The 15,741-nt window shown below is 58.9% G+C and carries 13 protein-coding genes; 10 read left to right on the forward strand and 3 right to left on the reverse strand.

Annotated elements, in window-relative coordinates; translation table 11 throughout:
- Positions 1-100 precede the first annotated feature (100 nt).
- Genes ACIOJF_RS01575 through ACIOJF_RS01585 form a run of 3 tightly spaced genes read right to left on the reverse strand, consistent with a single transcriptional unit; the run spans position 101 to position 3,813 of the window.
- On the reverse strand, positions 101-1,399 hold the full coding sequence (locus ACIOJF_RS01575) for an MFS transporter (RefSeq protein WP_133833644.1): 1,299 nt from the start codon (positions 1,397-1,399) through the stop codon (positions 101-103).
- Between the two features lie 39 nt (positions 1,400-1,438).
- Positions 1,439-2,344 carry a carbohydrate kinase gene (locus ACIOJF_RS01580; RefSeq protein WP_105657627.1) on the reverse strand — a complete coding sequence of 302 codons (906 nt, stop codon included), beginning with the start codon at positions 2,342-2,344 and terminating at the stop codon, positions 1,439-1,441.
- Complete coding sequence (locus tag ACIOJF_RS01585; RefSeq protein WP_286134200.1) at positions 2,341-3,813, reverse strand: glycoside hydrolase family 32 protein; 1,473 nt, start codon at positions 3,811-3,813, stop codon at positions 2,341-2,343. The genes ACIOJF_RS01580 and ACIOJF_RS01585 overlap by 4 nt, the downstream gene beginning before the upstream one ends.
- Positions 3,814-3,935: 122 nt before the next feature.
- Between ACIOJF_RS01585 and ACIOJF_RS01590 the strand changes: the two genes are divergently transcribed.
- From ACIOJF_RS01590 to ACIOJF_RS01635, 10 genes are all read left to right on the forward strand, one after another.
- Positions 3,936-4,964, forward strand: a complete 1,029-nt coding sequence (locus tag ACIOJF_RS01590; protein WP_286134199.1) for a LacI family DNA-binding transcriptional regulator — start codon at positions 3,936-3,938, stop codon at positions 4,962-4,964.
- Between the two features lie 370 nt (positions 4,965-5,334).
- Entirely contained in the window at positions 5,335-6,360 is a 1,026-nt protein-coding gene (locus ACIOJF_RS01595; RefSeq protein WP_105657624.1) for a LacI family DNA-binding transcriptional regulator, read from the forward strand.
- A 44-nt stretch (positions 6,361-6,404) separates the two neighbouring features.
- A complete protein-coding gene (locus ACIOJF_RS01600) occupies positions 6,405-8,081 on the forward strand; it encodes an ABC transporter substrate-binding protein (protein WP_402741114.1) in 1,677 nt (558 codons plus the stop codon).
- 73 nt (positions 8,082-8,154) lie between these two features.
- Positions 8,155-9,132 (forward strand): ABC transporter permease, encoded by a 978-nt coding sequence (locus tag ACIOJF_RS01605; protein ID WP_105657622.1) that lies wholly within the window; start codon positions 8,155-8,157, stop codon positions 9,130-9,132.
- A gap of 5 nt (positions 9,133-9,137) precedes the next feature.
- The gene (locus ACIOJF_RS01610) at positions 9,138-10,112 is read left to right on the forward strand and encodes an ABC transporter permease (RefSeq protein ID WP_105657621.1); all 975 of its coding nucleotides are present in this window, start codon (positions 9,138-9,140) and stop codon (positions 10,110-10,112) included.
- Complete coding sequence (locus tag ACIOJF_RS01615) at positions 10,109-11,026, forward strand: ABC transporter ATP-binding protein (RefSeq protein WP_105657620.1); 918 nt, start codon at positions 10,109-10,111, stop codon at positions 11,024-11,026. Before ACIOJF_RS01610 ends, ACIOJF_RS01615 begins: the two co-directional genes overlap by 4 nt.
- Positions 11,023-11,970 carry an ABC transporter ATP-binding protein gene (locus ACIOJF_RS01620; RefSeq protein ID WP_105657619.1) on the forward strand — a complete coding sequence of 316 codons (948 nt, stop codon included), beginning with the start codon at positions 11,023-11,025 and terminating at the stop codon, positions 11,968-11,970. The genes ACIOJF_RS01615 and ACIOJF_RS01620 overlap by 4 nt, the downstream gene beginning before the upstream one ends.
- 8 nt (positions 11,971-11,978) lie before the next feature.
- Positions 11,979-13,559 carry a glycoside hydrolase family 32 protein gene (locus ACIOJF_RS01625; RefSeq protein WP_181148848.1) on the forward strand — a complete coding sequence of 527 codons (1,581 nt, stop codon included), beginning with the start codon at positions 11,979-11,981 and terminating at the stop codon, positions 13,557-13,559.
- A gap of 214 nt (positions 13,560-13,773) precedes the next feature.
- The gene (locus ACIOJF_RS01630) at positions 13,774-15,045 is read left to right on the forward strand and encodes a CynX/NimT family MFS transporter (RefSeq protein ID WP_105657618.1); all 1,272 of its coding nucleotides are present in this window, start codon (positions 13,774-13,776) and stop codon (positions 15,043-15,045) included.
- Positions 15,042-15,716, forward strand: a complete 675-nt coding sequence (locus ACIOJF_RS01635; RefSeq protein ID WP_133833645.1) for a FadR/GntR family transcriptional regulator — start codon at positions 15,042-15,044, stop codon at positions 15,714-15,716. Before ACIOJF_RS01630 ends, ACIOJF_RS01635 begins: the two co-directional genes overlap by 4 nt.
- The last annotated feature ends 25 nt before the right edge of the window (positions 15,717-15,741 follow it).

Consider the following 15,741-nt stretch of genomic DNA (forward strand, 5'->3'; position numbering starts at 1 on the left):
TGCAGAAGTTGCGCATTTTTGACATTCCTTACTCAAACGAGAGCGGGGTGGGATGTCGTCGAATTCGACAACATCCCACCCCGCTTCGCCTAATAGTCAGCTATGAGTTCATGGCAGCTTTTGAATGACGCATGAACGGGTCACCATCTACCTGCTGATCATCTTTTTTGAGAGCGAAGAATCCGTAGATCCCAGCTAATAGCACAACTAGAGAAATCACGATGAAGGTCTGCTGGTAGCCCATACGGTCATGGAGCGCACCGAGGGGAGTGGACAGAATGACGTTGCCAATCTGTGCCGATACTTGGAACCCAACCATGTATAGGGTTGCCGACAGTGCCGGATTGAAGTGCAGCGTGAAGTAACGGAAGATCGGCAAGATGAATAGCGGTGTCTCAATGGCATGCAACATCTTGATTGCCGAGACCAGCACCGGATCGTCAACCAGAGCGCAGCCGATGATGCGGACAAACATGATGGCCACTCCCAGTAGCAATGCTGAACGAATGCCTATCCGGCGCATGACCAGGGGGATGATGCCAAGCATGGCCGCTTCAACGAACACCTGAACTGAGTTCAAGATTCCGTATACCCGCTGTCCGGTCTCGGGTGATTCAAATAGGCCGGTGTAGAACTCGGGGAACATCTGCTGGTCGAAGACGGTGTAGAACGTCCAAGATAGCATGACGAACAAGATGATCAGCCAGAGACTCGGCAGCCGGAATAGCCTGAACATTTCACGAATTGTCGGTGTAGTTGCGGGGGAAAGAATTTTCCTGCCGGAACCGGCGGCGATCACTGGCTGTCTATTGGTACGGCCCAGCACCAGCAGCAGGAGATGGGCCAGGCCCAGAACGGACCCGATCCAGAAGTTCAGCATGGGGTTGATAGTGAACAGGAAGCCGGCCGCCAATGCGACCAGAGCGTAGCCAAAGGACCCCCACATGCGGGCCTGCCCGTATTCAAAGTTGAAACGGCGACTGTAGCGTTCGGTCAAGGCTTCAAATAGCCCAACTCCGGCTAGGAAACCAGTTGACAAGACAATGGCGCCAATGAGCACGCCGGCCATGAACTGGGACTGCAATAGTGGCTGGTAGACCCACGTGCAGAATGGCCCGATCAGGGCGGTCACCGAGGCAAGAATGGTGGCCAGATGCTTTCTGTCGCCAAGCCGATCCTGAATGGCCCCGTAGGCAAACATCAGGATCAGCGTTGCCAGCGAGTTTACCGAGTAGAGCGTGCCGACCTGTGCCCCGGTGAGCCCTAGACCTGCTGATTCGCTGGTGAGCCAGATCTGGAAGAAGGACCACCAGATGCCCCACGATGCGAAGAACAGGAGCATCGAGAAGGAACTCTGGAGGTAAATAGGATTCTTGTAAGTAGTCGTAATGCCAGCCATCTTTGTCCTGGATTCTTTCGTGAACGCTGCGAAGCGTAGTTACTGAGCGATTGCGAGGGAGAAGTCTTTAATCCACGGGGGATTGGCTCCGGCTTGTGCCACTGTCAGTGCAGCTGAGGTTAAGGCCTGACGAAGTGCCTCTTCAACATCTTGAGACTTAGCCGTTGCGCCGTGACGAAGAGCTTGAGCGAATTCTGGATTAGCCAGCACTCCAAAGAGCAGCCCGGACATGAAGGCGTCCCCGGCACCTATGGTGTCCACAAGATTGGTGGGAGAGGCAGCGACATCAAATTGCCGTCCCGAGGAAAGCGCCACGCAACCATCGCCGCCCTGAGTCATCACCGCCAAGGCTGGGCCGAGGCTGGCTACGTGCTTCAGAACCTCCCATGGCTCTAGGCCTGGGTATAGCCACTGACCATCAACGTCGCTGAGCTTCACGATGTGGCTCAGGCCCATCAGCAGCTCAATGCGTTGCAAAGCCGAGTCCCTGTCCTCGACAAGATCCGGACGGAGGTTAGGGTCATAGCTTCGAAGTGAATCGTCTGATGCATTCTTGAAAGCATCGACAATGATTTGACCCGAGGGTTCAATCCAAGCAGCGATGGAACCGGTGTGCAGCAATTCGCTGGAATCATCAGCGGGGACAGCAGGAATCTGCTGGTGGATGTCGAAGGTGTAACGAGCATTGAAGTGCTCATCCATCACTACCTGGGCTACGGACGTGGGATGCCCAGTTACTGAGCCGGCGGCAACATGCACTCCCGCCTGATCCAGGTGCTCCGCAATTTGAATGCCGTAGGAATCCTGACCGAATTCCGTATAGAACTGAACATCATGTCCCAGCCGGGCAAGCCCGACGGCGACATTCAGCGGTGATCCGCCAGGATGCGCAGTTTCTTCAACAACGTCGACGAGGGATTCGCCCATTACGCTAATGCGGCTCATGCCTTGGGCTCCAGTGCGTTATCAGAGAGTTCTTGAACTTTGAAAGACGCATTCGCACCAGTTGCGACGCGCAAGGTCGCGTAGGCCAGCGCTGCCTCACCGGTGAGCTGATCCGTAAGGGAACGTCGACCACCAGCAGCTAGGATTTCGATAGATCCGTGATCCACGAGAACTTTCACATCTAGTTCATCCGAACCAGCGGGCAGAGGCATGCGCTGGTTGGAGGCGTAGAGCTCGTGGTCTACCTTGCCTGCTTCGCGGCGGTGCTGAATCAATGCGGATTCAACGGTGAGTTCGCTGATAAGAGTGTCATCGGCGCGGAATAAGGAAAGGACTGCTGGTTCGGTTGGGCTGGTAGCAAACGTCAGTTCAACCAGAGCGGGGGAGCCCAGCTCAATACGATTTTCGCCAGCGTTGGCCTTGCTTGATGCAACGTCGGCTTTTGGCAATCCGAGAATGCGCTGGCGAATGTCCAACTTGCCGTTGGAGTCTTTCACCAAATCCAGCCGGCGTGCGGCGCTCATGGATCCGCGCCATCCGTCGTGGGGGAGCTCGCGGGCGTAGTCCCAGTTGCTCATCCAGGCAATGAGAGTTTGCTCGTCTAGTGGCAAGCCGTGGAAGCTGACACCTGCATAGAAGTCGCGTCCCCAGTCCAGCCAGTCGCCCTGCTTCAAGGATTCGTATCCGAAGCTATCCCAAGTTTCCTGAGTCTCATCAGGAGTGAAGGTGGTGCCGTTGAATTCACCAATGAAGTACTGGGTACCTGAGCCGCCGGCCACGCCGCCTGGGTTCAGCGAAACAATTAGAACCCACTTCAGCTGGTCTGTGCCGGCAACTGGTAGCTGGAATAGATCTGGGCATTCCCAGATTCCGGCAACAGCAGCCTGGGGTCCGAAGCTGGAGAGCTCGGTCCAGTCCTTGAGGTTCTCAGAACGGTAGATCATCACTCGGCGATCAATGGCTTCAACAGCAACCATGACCCAGAAGGAACCCTGCTCGGATTCGTATCGGATGACCTTTGGGTCGCGGAAGTCCTTGGACCCTCGATCCAGAACTGGATTCTGCCCGTATTTGGTGAAAGTGATTCCACCATCCAGCGAGTAGGCGATGGCTTGGGACTGGTTGGTCTCATCCTTGGCTGCCGCGGTGTAGATGGCAACGACCGGCGCAACCGTGCCGTCGCCGAAGCCGCTGGTATTTTCGTGGTCCACCACGATGGAGCCGGAGAAGATATCAGCCATGTCGCCGTGCAGAATCGCGATAGGAAGTTCTTCCCAGTTCACCAGATCGGTGCTGACCGCGTGGCCCCAAGACATGAATCCGTGGCCTACGCCGTGAGGATTGTGCTGGAAGTACAGGTGGTATTGCTTTCCGTCAAAGAACAATCCATTGGGGTCATTGATCCAGTTTTTCTTCGCAGTGAAATGTAGCTGTGGTCGCTTCACCGCGACCTGTTGAGTTTCGGGCAACGCTGCCATCCTTCGATATGAGTTGGCTAAATGGATTTAGCACAAGACTCTAACAGCGTGGCCGAATCACTGCAATAGGCTAGGGTCGAATAATTGCATTCGAACTGTCTCAAGAGGGAAATGTGGAATCGCCTAAAGCCAAGCGGATAACAATTGCTGACGTTTCAGAAGCTTCGGGGATGTCCAAGGCTGCCGTCAGCATGATCCTGAACAATAAGCCGGGCACGCGACTGTCCGCCGAAGCCACGGAACGAGTGCGCGCGGCCGCCAAGAAACTGGGTTACCGGCCAAATGCGGCAGCCCAATCCTTGCGAAGCGGGAAGACGCGCACCCTGGGGTTCATCTCTGATCAAGTTACCGTGACTCGTTTTGCTTCCGAAATGATCACCGGCATCCTGCGCGCAGCGGAAGAGCGAGACCATACGGTGCTCATTGCTGAGACCTTCGGCAAGCCAGAACAAATGGCTGAAGCAATAACGCAGATGACCCACCGGGACGTTGACGGGCTGATTCTTGGGTTCATGGATTCTCGCCAACGTGATTTGAAGATCCCGAAAACTGGATTGCCCACCGTGCTGGTCAACGGCATTGACGACAGCCCTTGCGTCGCAGTGCTTCCCAATGAGATGGATTCGGGGGCTAAAGCCGTGCAGAGGGTTATCGAATCCGGGGCGAAGAGTGTTGCGGTCATCGGTGAACTTGAAAACGCCGAAAAGGATCCGCGAACCTATCCAAGTATCTCTCGCCGCTTCGGCTCCCTGCGCAGAGCCTTGGCGGAATCAAACCTCGAAGTACTGGGCCACTGGGTGCTCGACGACTGGAACCCCACCGACGGATATGAAGCAACAATCCGGATGCTAGCCGACGGGTACAACCCTGACGCCATCATTTGCGCCAATGACCGCGTGGCCATGGGTGTCTTCCAAGCGCTCGCCGAAAATGGCCTGAAGCCAGGAACGGACCTGTCCGTGCTGTCTTTCGATGACGAGATCATTGCCAGCTACCTTCGCCCGCAATTGACCTCTATTCGACTTCCATATGAGGGGATGGGTGCTCTGGCCGTTGAGCTTCTGCTCGATGGAAAGCTGGAGCCCGGGGAGCATCAGATCGACATGCCGCTCATCGAGCGCGAGTCCATGAAATCCCGCTGACTCGCGGGCGCAACCGAGCCGGCCGGTTCCGCGAACCTGATTTCCACGATTTCCTTTGTGTCTACCAGTGCCATTTCGGGGAATGGCTGCCATGCTTCGGGGTGCTGATTACGCCTCTGCCCTGTGGCATCGTGCCCCATTTGCCCTACTCAGCTGGATGAAGCAAGGGATTCCCATGTCTTGGATCCATGGCCTTGACGGTCAGGAATCGATCCTGTCAATGATTTTCACTGCCGCAAAACTTCTTCCTTGACAGCCGTAAGTGATGTAGGTTACCTTATTTCACAGCGTAGTAACGCGCGTTACTGAATCGTGTTAGCAAACCGTTGGCACGACGCGAAACGCACTGATCTCGAAGGGGAGGAGGGGCATGTCTCAGCAGTCAGTGACCATGGCCGACGTTGCCAAAGCAGCCGGGGTGAGCCGAACAACCGTCTCATTCGTACTCAACGGCCGGATGGAATCAAGCATCCCCGAAACCACAAGAGAACGAATCAACCAAACGGCGCGCGAACTGGGCTACCGCCCCAACGCAGCCGCACGAACCTTGGCCAGCAAACGCAGCTCCTGGTTCGGGCTGGTGACCGAAATTGCCACCTCGCCCTTTGCCACTGACGTGATCAAGGGAGCGCAGCAGGCAGCATGGAAAGACGGCAACTTCCTCCTTATCGCACCCAGCGACGATGATCCAGGCATGGACAACCTCGCCGTTGAGAAGCTGCTTGAACAGCAGGTTGGCGGATTGATCATCGCGACTTCCTGGCACCGCCAAATCACGGTGCCGGAAAATGCAAAATCAGTTCCCTGCGTACTGGTCAACTGCTTCGACGCCGGAGGCCAATTGCCATCAATTGTTCCGGATGAATTCGGCGGCGGATACGCTGCCGCTGAAATCCTGGCCAAGGCCGGGCACACCAGCATCGGGCACATCACTCTCAAAACAGGAATTCCTGCGCAAATCGGACGCCAAGCCGGTATGAAGCAGGCCCTGCGCGATCACGGAATTGAATTCGATGATTCCCGGATCGTGCCTGGTGATGGAACTGCCGACAGCGGGTACCACGGTACGCAAACGCTGCTAAGCCAACTGGATCCGCCTACCGCAATTTTTTGCGGAAATGACCGGATCGCCATGGGCGCCTATGACGCAATCAAGGAACGCGGATTGCAGGTGGGAAAAGACATTTCAATCGTCGGATTCGATGATCAGGAAATTCTGGCACCGCATATGCGGCCAAAGCTGACAACCATTGCCTTGCCCTTCGAAGAACTGGGCATGGCGGGGGTGTCCCTATTGAATCAAATGGTAGAGGGCTCGCCGATCGAGAATCGCCAAATTACCATCGGCTGCCCCCCACGCATTCGTTCGTCTGTGGCCATGCACGGCCGCAGATGAACTTCCCCTCCGCTACACATCACATGAATGGATGAGGAACTTCAATGATAATCAAATACTTACGTCGCGCGCACCTTGCCGTGGCCGCGACCGCTGTGGCCGGCACCCTCGCCTTGAGCGGATGCGTCGCATCGAATCCAGGCGGAACTGAAGGGGGCGACGGATCAGCCAACGCCGCGTTCCTGACCATTCCGCGCGAGGACATGGGAACCTTCTCAAAAAACTTCAACCCCTTCTCGCCCAATGCTGCGCCAATGACCGGGCAGTCCATTTACGAATCCATGCTGGTCTACAACCCGGCAGGCGGCGACACCGTGCCTTGGCTGGCCACGGAGTGGAGTGCAGGCAAAGACGGAAAGTCGCTGGCCTTCAATCTGCGTCCGGGCGTTAGATTCTCCGATGGCACCCCGCTGACGTCCAAGGACGTCAAGCTCTCAGTTGAACTGCAAAAGGAACTGCTCGGCGGCTATGACTACCTGAAGTCCATCAAGACTCTCGATGACTCGACCATCGAGTTCCACTTCAAGCAGGCATTCACCCCGGCCCTCTACGAACTGGGCCAGCAGGTGATTGTCCCGGCCCACATCTGGTCCAAGTTCGACAAGCCCGGAAATGAAGAGAACCCGAAACCGGTAGGCACCGGACCATACACCGAAGTAGCCAATTTCCAGGCGCAGTCCTTCGAATTGGGCAAGAACCCATACTATTGGCAACCCGAGAAGCAGAATATCGGCGGCATCCGCATGCTCGCTTTCGCCGGCAACGACGGAGCCAACCTCGCCGCCATCTCCGGCGATGTTGACTGGACGCAAACCTACATGCCGGATATCCAATCGACCTACGTGGACAAGGATCCGGAGCACCGTCATTTCTGGTTCCCGACCACTGGCGCCGAAATCAACTGGCAGCTGAACACTACCAAGAAAGAATTCTCGGATGTTCGCGTACGCAAGGCGTTGAGCATGGCCGTAGACCGCGAACAGGTTGTCAAGGTCGGCATGTCCGACTACGCCAAACCAGCGGACTGCACCGGACTGTCCGGCAACTATGACAAGTGGCGCGACACTGCGGTCGTCGAACAGTGCGACTGGACCACGCGGGATGTGGAAGGCGCAAAGAAGCTTCTTGATGAAGCAGGCTTCAAGGAGAATGCACAGGGGCAGCGCACCACCGCCGCTGGCAAGCCATTCACCTTCGATATCTCCGTGGGTTCAACCTCCTCGGATTGGCTTTCGGTAGCGAATATCATCGCCCAAAACCTCCAGGACGTGGGCATCAAGGCCACTGTTGATTCGCCGGATTGGGCCGCGGTGACCGCAAGCTACGAAACCGGTGAATTCGACACCGGAATCGTTTGGACCGCTAACGCTCCGACTCCTTACCAGTACTACCTCAACCTCATGGGCAGCCAGAACGTCAAGCCCGTGGGCAAGCAGACCTTTGACAACTACCACCGGTTCAGCGATAAAAAAGCAGATGAGCTGTTGAACAAGTTCGTGGCTGCCGGCGATGAGGGAGAACAGAAGCAGATCGTTAAAGACCTGCAGGCTCGCTACAGCGAACTGGCACCGGTAGTACCGCTATTCGCCGGCCCGGAATGGGGTGCCTACACCACTGAGAACTTCGTGGGTTGGCCAACCGAAGATAACCCGTATGCCACGTTGAGCAACCGGGCCCCGACCACCGTTCTGGTGCTCACCAGCCTGGAACCAGCGAACTAGCAACATTTTCCCTTCGCAGCGGGCGGATACCGTCCGCCCGCTGCGTTGCGATCCTTAGCCAAGGACACACAACATGAGTTTCCTCCTACGGCGCTTGGGCTTTTATCTCCTAGCCTTCTGGGCGTCAATCACCCTGAATTTCCTTCTACCGCGGCTGATGCCAGGCGATCCCGTCACCCGCATGCTGTCCCGCTCGCAGCAACGGCTTGAGCCACAACAAGTCGAAGCACTTCGAACCCTGATGGGAGTGGACGGCGGCCCCATCATCCCCGAATACTTTGGCTATCTTAGCCGTGTCTTGACCGGCGACTTTGGGATGTCGATTTCCCGTTTCCCCACTCCAGTCTCCGAGGTCATCGCCTCGCAGCTGCCGTGGACCTTGCTGCTGGGACTGACTTCATTGATTTTCGCCGTGATCCTCGGAAACCTCCTGGGCATCCTTGCCGCCTGGCGCCGTGGCGGCTTCTTGGACTCGGTTGCTCCACCGCTGCTGGTGTTCATCGGTTCTTTCCCGTATTTCTGGCTAGCCATGGGGGCCTTGTACATCTTCGGCATCAACATGGGCGTCGCCCCGATGCGCCATGCCTTCTCCGTAGGCCTGGTTCCCGGATTCAATCTCGAATTCATCCTGGACGTTGCAGCGCACCTGGTCCTGCCCGCGCTGACCATCGTGCTGGTTTCCCTGGGCGGCTGGATGCTGGGCATGCGCAACACCATGATTGCCACCAACTCCGAAGACTATATTTTGATGGCCGAGGCCAAGGGGCTGCGACCGCACCGCATCATGCTGAACTACGCGGCACGCAACGCGATGCTGCCATCGGTCACCAGCATGGGCATGAGCATCGGCTTCATCGTCGGCGGCGCACTGCTGACCGAAGTGGTATTCGCCTACCCAGGCGTCGGCTACCAGCTGCTCGGCGCTGTCCAAGGCCTTGACTACCCGCTGATGCAGGGCATGTTCCTGACCATTACTGCCGCGGTGCTGATAGCCAACTTCCTCGTAGACCTTGTCTACGTCCGACTCGACCCTCGCGTGCGGAAAGGCTGATCGCCATGACCCAGAATGCTACAGATCCACAGACTCTGGCTGCCTCGCAACCAGCGGAGGAAAGCGGCTCCGCGCGTGCCAGAGTCAGTGCTACCCGGTTGCTGCGGACTTTGCTCCGCAACGGCAAGGCCGTGGCTGGGCTCAGCATCCTGCTTGCCTTTATCATCCTGGCCTTGCTTGCCCCGGCGCTCTTCCCCGGGGATCCGTCGCGGATTACCTCGGCCGGTGCCAGCGCACCAAGCATGGAGCATTGGCTGGGTACCACCAGCAAGGGCCAAGACGTTTTGGGGCTGACCCTGTGGGGTGCCCGCTCGTCGCTCTTCGTCGGCTTCGCCGCCGGCATCCTCTCCACCATTGTCGGCGTGCTGGTCGGGTTGAGCGGGGCCTACTTCGGCCGCGGCCTGGACGAGGTGCTCTCCCTGGTTACCAACGTCTTCCTGCTGGTGCCCGGCCTGCCGTTGCTGGTGATCCTGGCGGCATTCATGCCGCCTGGTCTTGGCACGGTGATCGTGGTGCTGATGATTACCGGATGGGCAGGCAGCGCACGCGTCATGCGTTCCCAGGCCATGTCCATCCGCGGAAAAGACTATGTTGCCGCGGCTTTGGTATCGGGCGAGCGCCCGCTGCGCATCATGGTCCGCGAAATGCTCCCCAATATGGCCTCGGTCGTCATGACCACGCTGCTTGGCTGCATCATCGGCTCCATCGGCGCACAGGCTGGGCTTGAATTCCTGGGCTTGGGCGACGTGAACACCATCTCCTGGGGTACCAACCTGTTCTGGGCGACCAGCGACGGATCGCTGATGCTGGGCCAATGGTGGATTTTCGTGCCATCGGGCCTGGCCATCGCCTTGGTCGCCTTCGCCTTGGCCCTGTGCAACTACGCGGTGGATGAAATCACCAATCCGCGCCTGCGCCGCCCGAAGCATGCAACGAAAAGCACCGCGGCGACTACCGTGGTGCGAAAGGAAGAAAAATGAGCGTCCCGGTATTGGAAGTCCAGGACCTGACCGTCGAGTACGTCAGCGACGAGAGAGCTGTGCGCGGCGCTGACCGGGTCAGCTTCGCCATCCACTCCGGTGAAATCTTCGGTTTGGCGGGGGAGTCCGGCTGCGGCAAGTCCACCATTGCCAACTCGATCATGCGCTTGCTGAAAGATCCTGCGCGGATCACCCACGGCAAGATCCTCTTTGAAGGCCAAGATGTGCTGGGCATGGACGAAGCGGAACTGCGCGCCTGGCGCTGGAACAACGTCGCCATGGTATTCCAGTCGGCGATGAACTCATTGAACCCGGTCACCCGAATTGGCGAGCAGTTTGTCGACGTGATCCGCACGCACCGTGGCGGCACCCGTGCTGCCGCGGTGCAGCGCGCCGAAGAGCTGCTCACCATGGTGCGCATCGATCCGGCGCGATTGCGGGCCTATCCGCACCAGCTTTCAGGCGGACAGCGCCAGCGCATTGTCATTGCCATGGCCTGTGCGCTGAACCCGCGGTTGCTGATCCTGGATGAGCCCACCACGGCGCTGGACGTAGTGGTTCAGCAAGAAATCCTGGAGCAGATCAGGGAACTGCAAAGCGAACTCGGATTCGCCATCCTGTTCATCACCCATGACATGTCGCTGATGCTTGAGCTCTCCGATCGCATTGGCATCATGTACGGAGGGCGCATCGTGGAGCTGGCACCGGCGCCGTCGTTGCGCCATGGTTCGAAGCACCCCTATACGCAGGCGCTGCTCGGGGCGTTCCCGCCCCTGCACGGACCGAAAGTCAAGCTCACCGGCTTGGCCGAAGGCACCAGATTCACCAACATCAAGGACCTTAGGCAGGTAGGCGAAGGCCATTGGGTCGCCCCGACCCAAGCCCCGGTCCTCACTCAAGGAGAACTGCCATGACCTCGACAGCTGCCAAGCACGCCTCTATGGTGCCAGTGGTGCGTATCCGTTCGCTGAGCAAATCTTTCACCAGCACCGCACTGTTCCGTCGCACGAAGGTTCCGGCCCTGAGGGGTATCGACCTGGATCTGCACCGCGGTGAAATCGTGGCGCTGGTGGGCGAATCAGGTTCCGGTAAATCGACGTTGGCCCGCTGCTTGGCATTGCTTGAGGCACCGGATTCCGGGGAAATGCTGGTCAATGGAAAGGACATATCCGGGCTCAAGGGATCAGCGGCCCGGAACTACCGCAGCGAAGTGCAAATGGTGTTCCAAGACCCTTTCGGTTCGTTGAACCCGGCCTTCCGAGTGGAGCACATCCTGGAACGCGCCTTGGCGCTGCACCAACCAAGCATCAAGTCCAAGCGCGCAGAAATGGCCAAGCTGGTGTCCACCGTCGGGCTGAGCCCGGATGTGTTGTCCTCATTCCCGCACGAGCTCTCCGGCGGACAGCGCCAGCGCATTGCAATCGCCCGCGTGCTGGCAGCCAAGCCGAAAGTCATCCTGGCCGATGAGCCGACCTCCATGCTGGATGTCTCGGTGCGGATCGGCGTGCTGAATCTGCTGCACAAGCTGCGCGATGAGCATGGGATCTGCATCCTCTATGTCACCCACGACTTGGCATCCGCCCGCTATCTCTCGGACCGGATCGCGGTACTTAACGAGGGGCGAATAGTCGAGTCGGGCGAGTCCGTGCAGCTGCTGGACAATCCCCGGCATCCATACACCCGGCTGCTGGTGGGCGCGGTACCCGACCCGGACCGCGACAGCAGCCAGGATGCGTCGAAGCGCGCGGCCCTGCGTGAACAGATCCACCGCTGGTCGGCCAGCACCACCCTGAAAAAGCACATGATCGATGAATCACGCCAGCACTGGGTGCTGGCCGGCGAAAGCGAAATGAATTGAATCTGGATATGAATGCCGCCTACGGCAGCGCCTCCCGGAGAAATGTTGTCAAAACCCTGGCTGCAGCCACCGCTTTGGGGCTGGCCGGGGTTGGCCCAGATGCAGCCCATGCCGCTCCCGCAGGCAGCTCCAAGACCAAGAAGGGCGTTTCCCCGGCCATGAGCTACCGTCCCAGCTACCACTTCAGCGTCCCCGACAATTGGAAGAACGACCCGCAGCGTCCGGTGTATCTTGATGGCGAATACCTGTACTACTACCTCTACAACGAGGACTACATTCTCGGCGGCATTGGGACCAGCTGGCGCATGGCGAGTACCACTGACCACGTCAATTTCACTGACCGCGGCGTAGCTATCAGCAAGCATGAGAGCCCCAACGGGGACTGCTGGTCCGGATCAATTGTCATCGACCAGCAAAACACCGCAGGATACGGGAAGGGCACGTTGATTGCTTTGGTCACCCAAGCCCCCAATGGCGTGCAGGCCCAGTACCTCTGGTACTCCACCGACAAGGGACGCAGCTTCAAACCCGGAGGGACCGAACCGGTTCTGGCCAACCCGGGCACCGATGCCTTCCGCGACCCGAAGGTGATCTGGCATGAGCAGAGCTCTCAGTGGGTCCTGCTCAATGCCGAGGGAGACCGCATCGGAATCTATGCTTCGGCGGATCTGAAGCAGTGGACGAGAACCAGCGAATTCGTGCGCACCACTCTGGGCATTCTTGAATGCCCGGATCTCTTCCAGATCCAGGCTTCGGATGGCTCCAGGCATTGGGTGCTGGGAACCAGCGCTAACGGCAAGCCCCGCGATTTGCCCGCTACCTACGCCTACTGGATTGGCGACTTCGACGGAAAGGCCTTCACTGCTTCGCAAGCCGAGCCGCAATGGCTGGATTGGGGCTTCGACTTCTACGGCGCGGTGACCTATCCGGACCACCACGCCGATGGCAGCGAAAATCCCGGAATGCGCCGCGCCATTGGCTGGAACAACTTCTGGGATTATCCGCATAATGCTCCGAGCATGGCCACCGATGGCTACAACGGAGACGACATGATTGTGCGCGAGGTGCGGATGGTTGCCGGACCGAATGGCAATTACCTCGCTTCTGTTCCGGTGGCGCAGCTGGACAGGCTAGCCCGTGCAACCACCAAGTTCGGCAGCCCTGTGGTTTCGGGGGAGAAGATTCTCCCGTTCTCCAGCAGTGCTTATGTGCTGCAGTGCGAATTGCAGTGGGACCCGGCCAACCCGCCGGAAAACATCGGTTTCGAGCTGTGCCGGGCCGTATCCGGAACGCGCCATGTGGCAACCGGGCTCTATTTGGCCGGCGGGTTCGCCTATGTGAATCGCAAGCCGGGCTTCCATCCGGGGGATAAGGGCGAATCCAAGAGCCCATTGGAGGTACCGAGCGGGAAACTCGACGTGCGCATCCTGGTGGATCGCTCTAGCGTCGAGGTGTTCTTCGGCGACGGGCGGCTCGTCCACTCTCATCGCGTGTTCCCGCTGTCCACTGATGCCGGGATCAAGCTCTTTGTCTCCGGCGGGAAAGCGTCATACAAGAATCTCACGGCGCGCGAGCTGGGCTTCGCATAGGAGGCTGGCTGCTGCCAGGATCCAGGAAGCCCGAGGGTAGCTTGGGGTAAATCGGGTCGCGGGCCATCCTGCGGTGCTTGCCAAGTGCACGACGTAGCCGGAGTTCGGCCCCGAGCAGCAGTACTTGGCGGACAGAAGCGGGCACGCCGCGAGGTTCTGGTGCGCTGGATCACAGGATTCGCCGCGTGAAACATCAAACGTCTAATGTTTAAACGTGATCGACAACGCATCAGAATCCGCGGCCCCGCCTCCTGCCAGCAAAGCCGCCAAGCATCCCTGGCGGGCAAGCGCACTGGCAGTTGCGGCGGTGATCCTCGTCGGGCTGAACCTGCGCATGGGTATTGCCTCGGCATCTCCGCTCTTCCATGACCTGCAGGAGATGATGGGGTACGGCACGTTCATCGCTTCGCTGCTGCCGACGATCCCAGTTTTGTGCTTTGCCGTGGCTGGCGCGGCAACGAGCTTGGTGATCGGCAGGACCGGACTGGAACTGGGCATCGCCCTGTCCTTGCTGCTGCTCACCGCTGGGCTGGCCTTGCGCATTGTCGATTCAACTTGGGCCTTGCTGGCCGGCACCGTGGTAGGCATGTGCGGCTTGGCCATCTGCAATGTGGCCATGCCCTCATTTATTCGAGAGCACCACGGGAACCGCGCCGCGTCGATGACCGCGGCCTACACGACCACCATGTCCATCGGCGCGACGCTGGCCTCCGCAATCAGCGTCCCGCTGGCGGTGAAGGCGGGTTCGCCGACGACGGCATTGGCTTTGTGGGCGATTCCCGCCGGCCTGGCTTTGCTGGTCTTTGTGCCGCTGTCCATCTCCGGGAAGCGTTCCGCTGTTCAGAAGGGCACGCATGTTTCTCCATGGCCGCTACTGGCCACGCGCAAGGGCTTGCTGTTCACCACTGTTTTCGGCATCCAGTCGCTGCTGGTCTATACCGTGGTCAGCTGGTTGCCGCATATCCTCATTTCGCGCGGGCTGGAGCCAGTTGATGCCGGCTTGATGCTGGGCATCGTGCAGGGAGTCAGCATCCCGGCAGTCATGATCATGCTCTGGATGGCTTCGAAGCCGGCCCTGCTGCGCAGTGCCTTCGTGCTGACTACCAGCTGCTCGGTACTCGGTTTTATCGCTCTGCTGCTCTTGCCGGTAGAACTGTCCTTGATCAGCTCGGTCTTCATTGGCCTGGGCTTCGGGGTGTTCCCGCTGGTGATGCTCATGCTCAGCCGCAGTGGCGGCAGCGCAGAAGAAACGACAGCAATGTCCACGGTGGCCCAATCTGTCGGCTACCTGATTGCAGCCATTGGACCCTTCGCCCTGGGGCTCATGCAGGGCGCATTGGGATCTTGGACGGTTGGCTTGGTGATCATCCTCGCCTTCGCTGTGGTGCAGCTTCTGTTCTGCTACAAGCTGGGCGGCCTGCGTACCGAAGCCGATTCGCATCCGTTGATCGAAGTGGACGGCTCGGCTGAAGCGGAGCGGCCATGAGCAAGACCCCATTGCGTCCGCCCTTGTCCGAAGAGGTTGTGGCGAAGCTGCAGAGCGCCGTAGCGAAGGGCCGCTGGAAGGTGGGGGACCGCGTTCCGGCTGAACCCGAGCTGATGGCGGAAATGGGCGTCTCCCGCGGGACCTTGCGCGAAGCCATCAAGGCGCTGGCCAGCACGGGGATCTTCGAGGTCCGCCGTGGAGATGGCACCTACGTGCGCGCGACCAGCGAGATCAGCGGCACCGCCCAACGGGTGTACCGAGACCACTCCGACCAGGACGTGCTCCAGGTGCGATTCGCCCTGGATACCCAGTCGGCCCGGCTCGCTGCCAAAGCCGCTGATGCAAAAGTAGTCGAACAGTTGCGCGCGTTGCTGGGCCAGCGAAGCGAAGCATGGGGAAACCGGGATTATCCTGCGTGGGCGAAAGCCGACTGGAAATTCCATCTGGAAGTGGCGCGGGCTTCCCGTGTTCCGCTGATGCATGAGATCTATGAGAGCTTCGGGGATGTTTTCCACGGAACCAAGATGGTCCAGAGGCTTTCCGACGGATTCGATGGCTGCCTGCACGAGGGCCACGAATCACTGGTAGACGCAATCGAAGCAGGCGATCCCGAAGCAGCAGCTCGAACTGTTATCAAGAATCTTGATTACTGCATGAGCTGGATGCCTTAATTCCTGACTTCGAGGGCGCTGCCCG

This window comes from Glutamicibacter sp. NPDC087831 (genome assembly GCF_044742845.1).
Lineage (GTDB): Bacteria > Actinomycetota > Actinomycetes > Actinomycetales > Micrococcaceae > Glutamicibacter.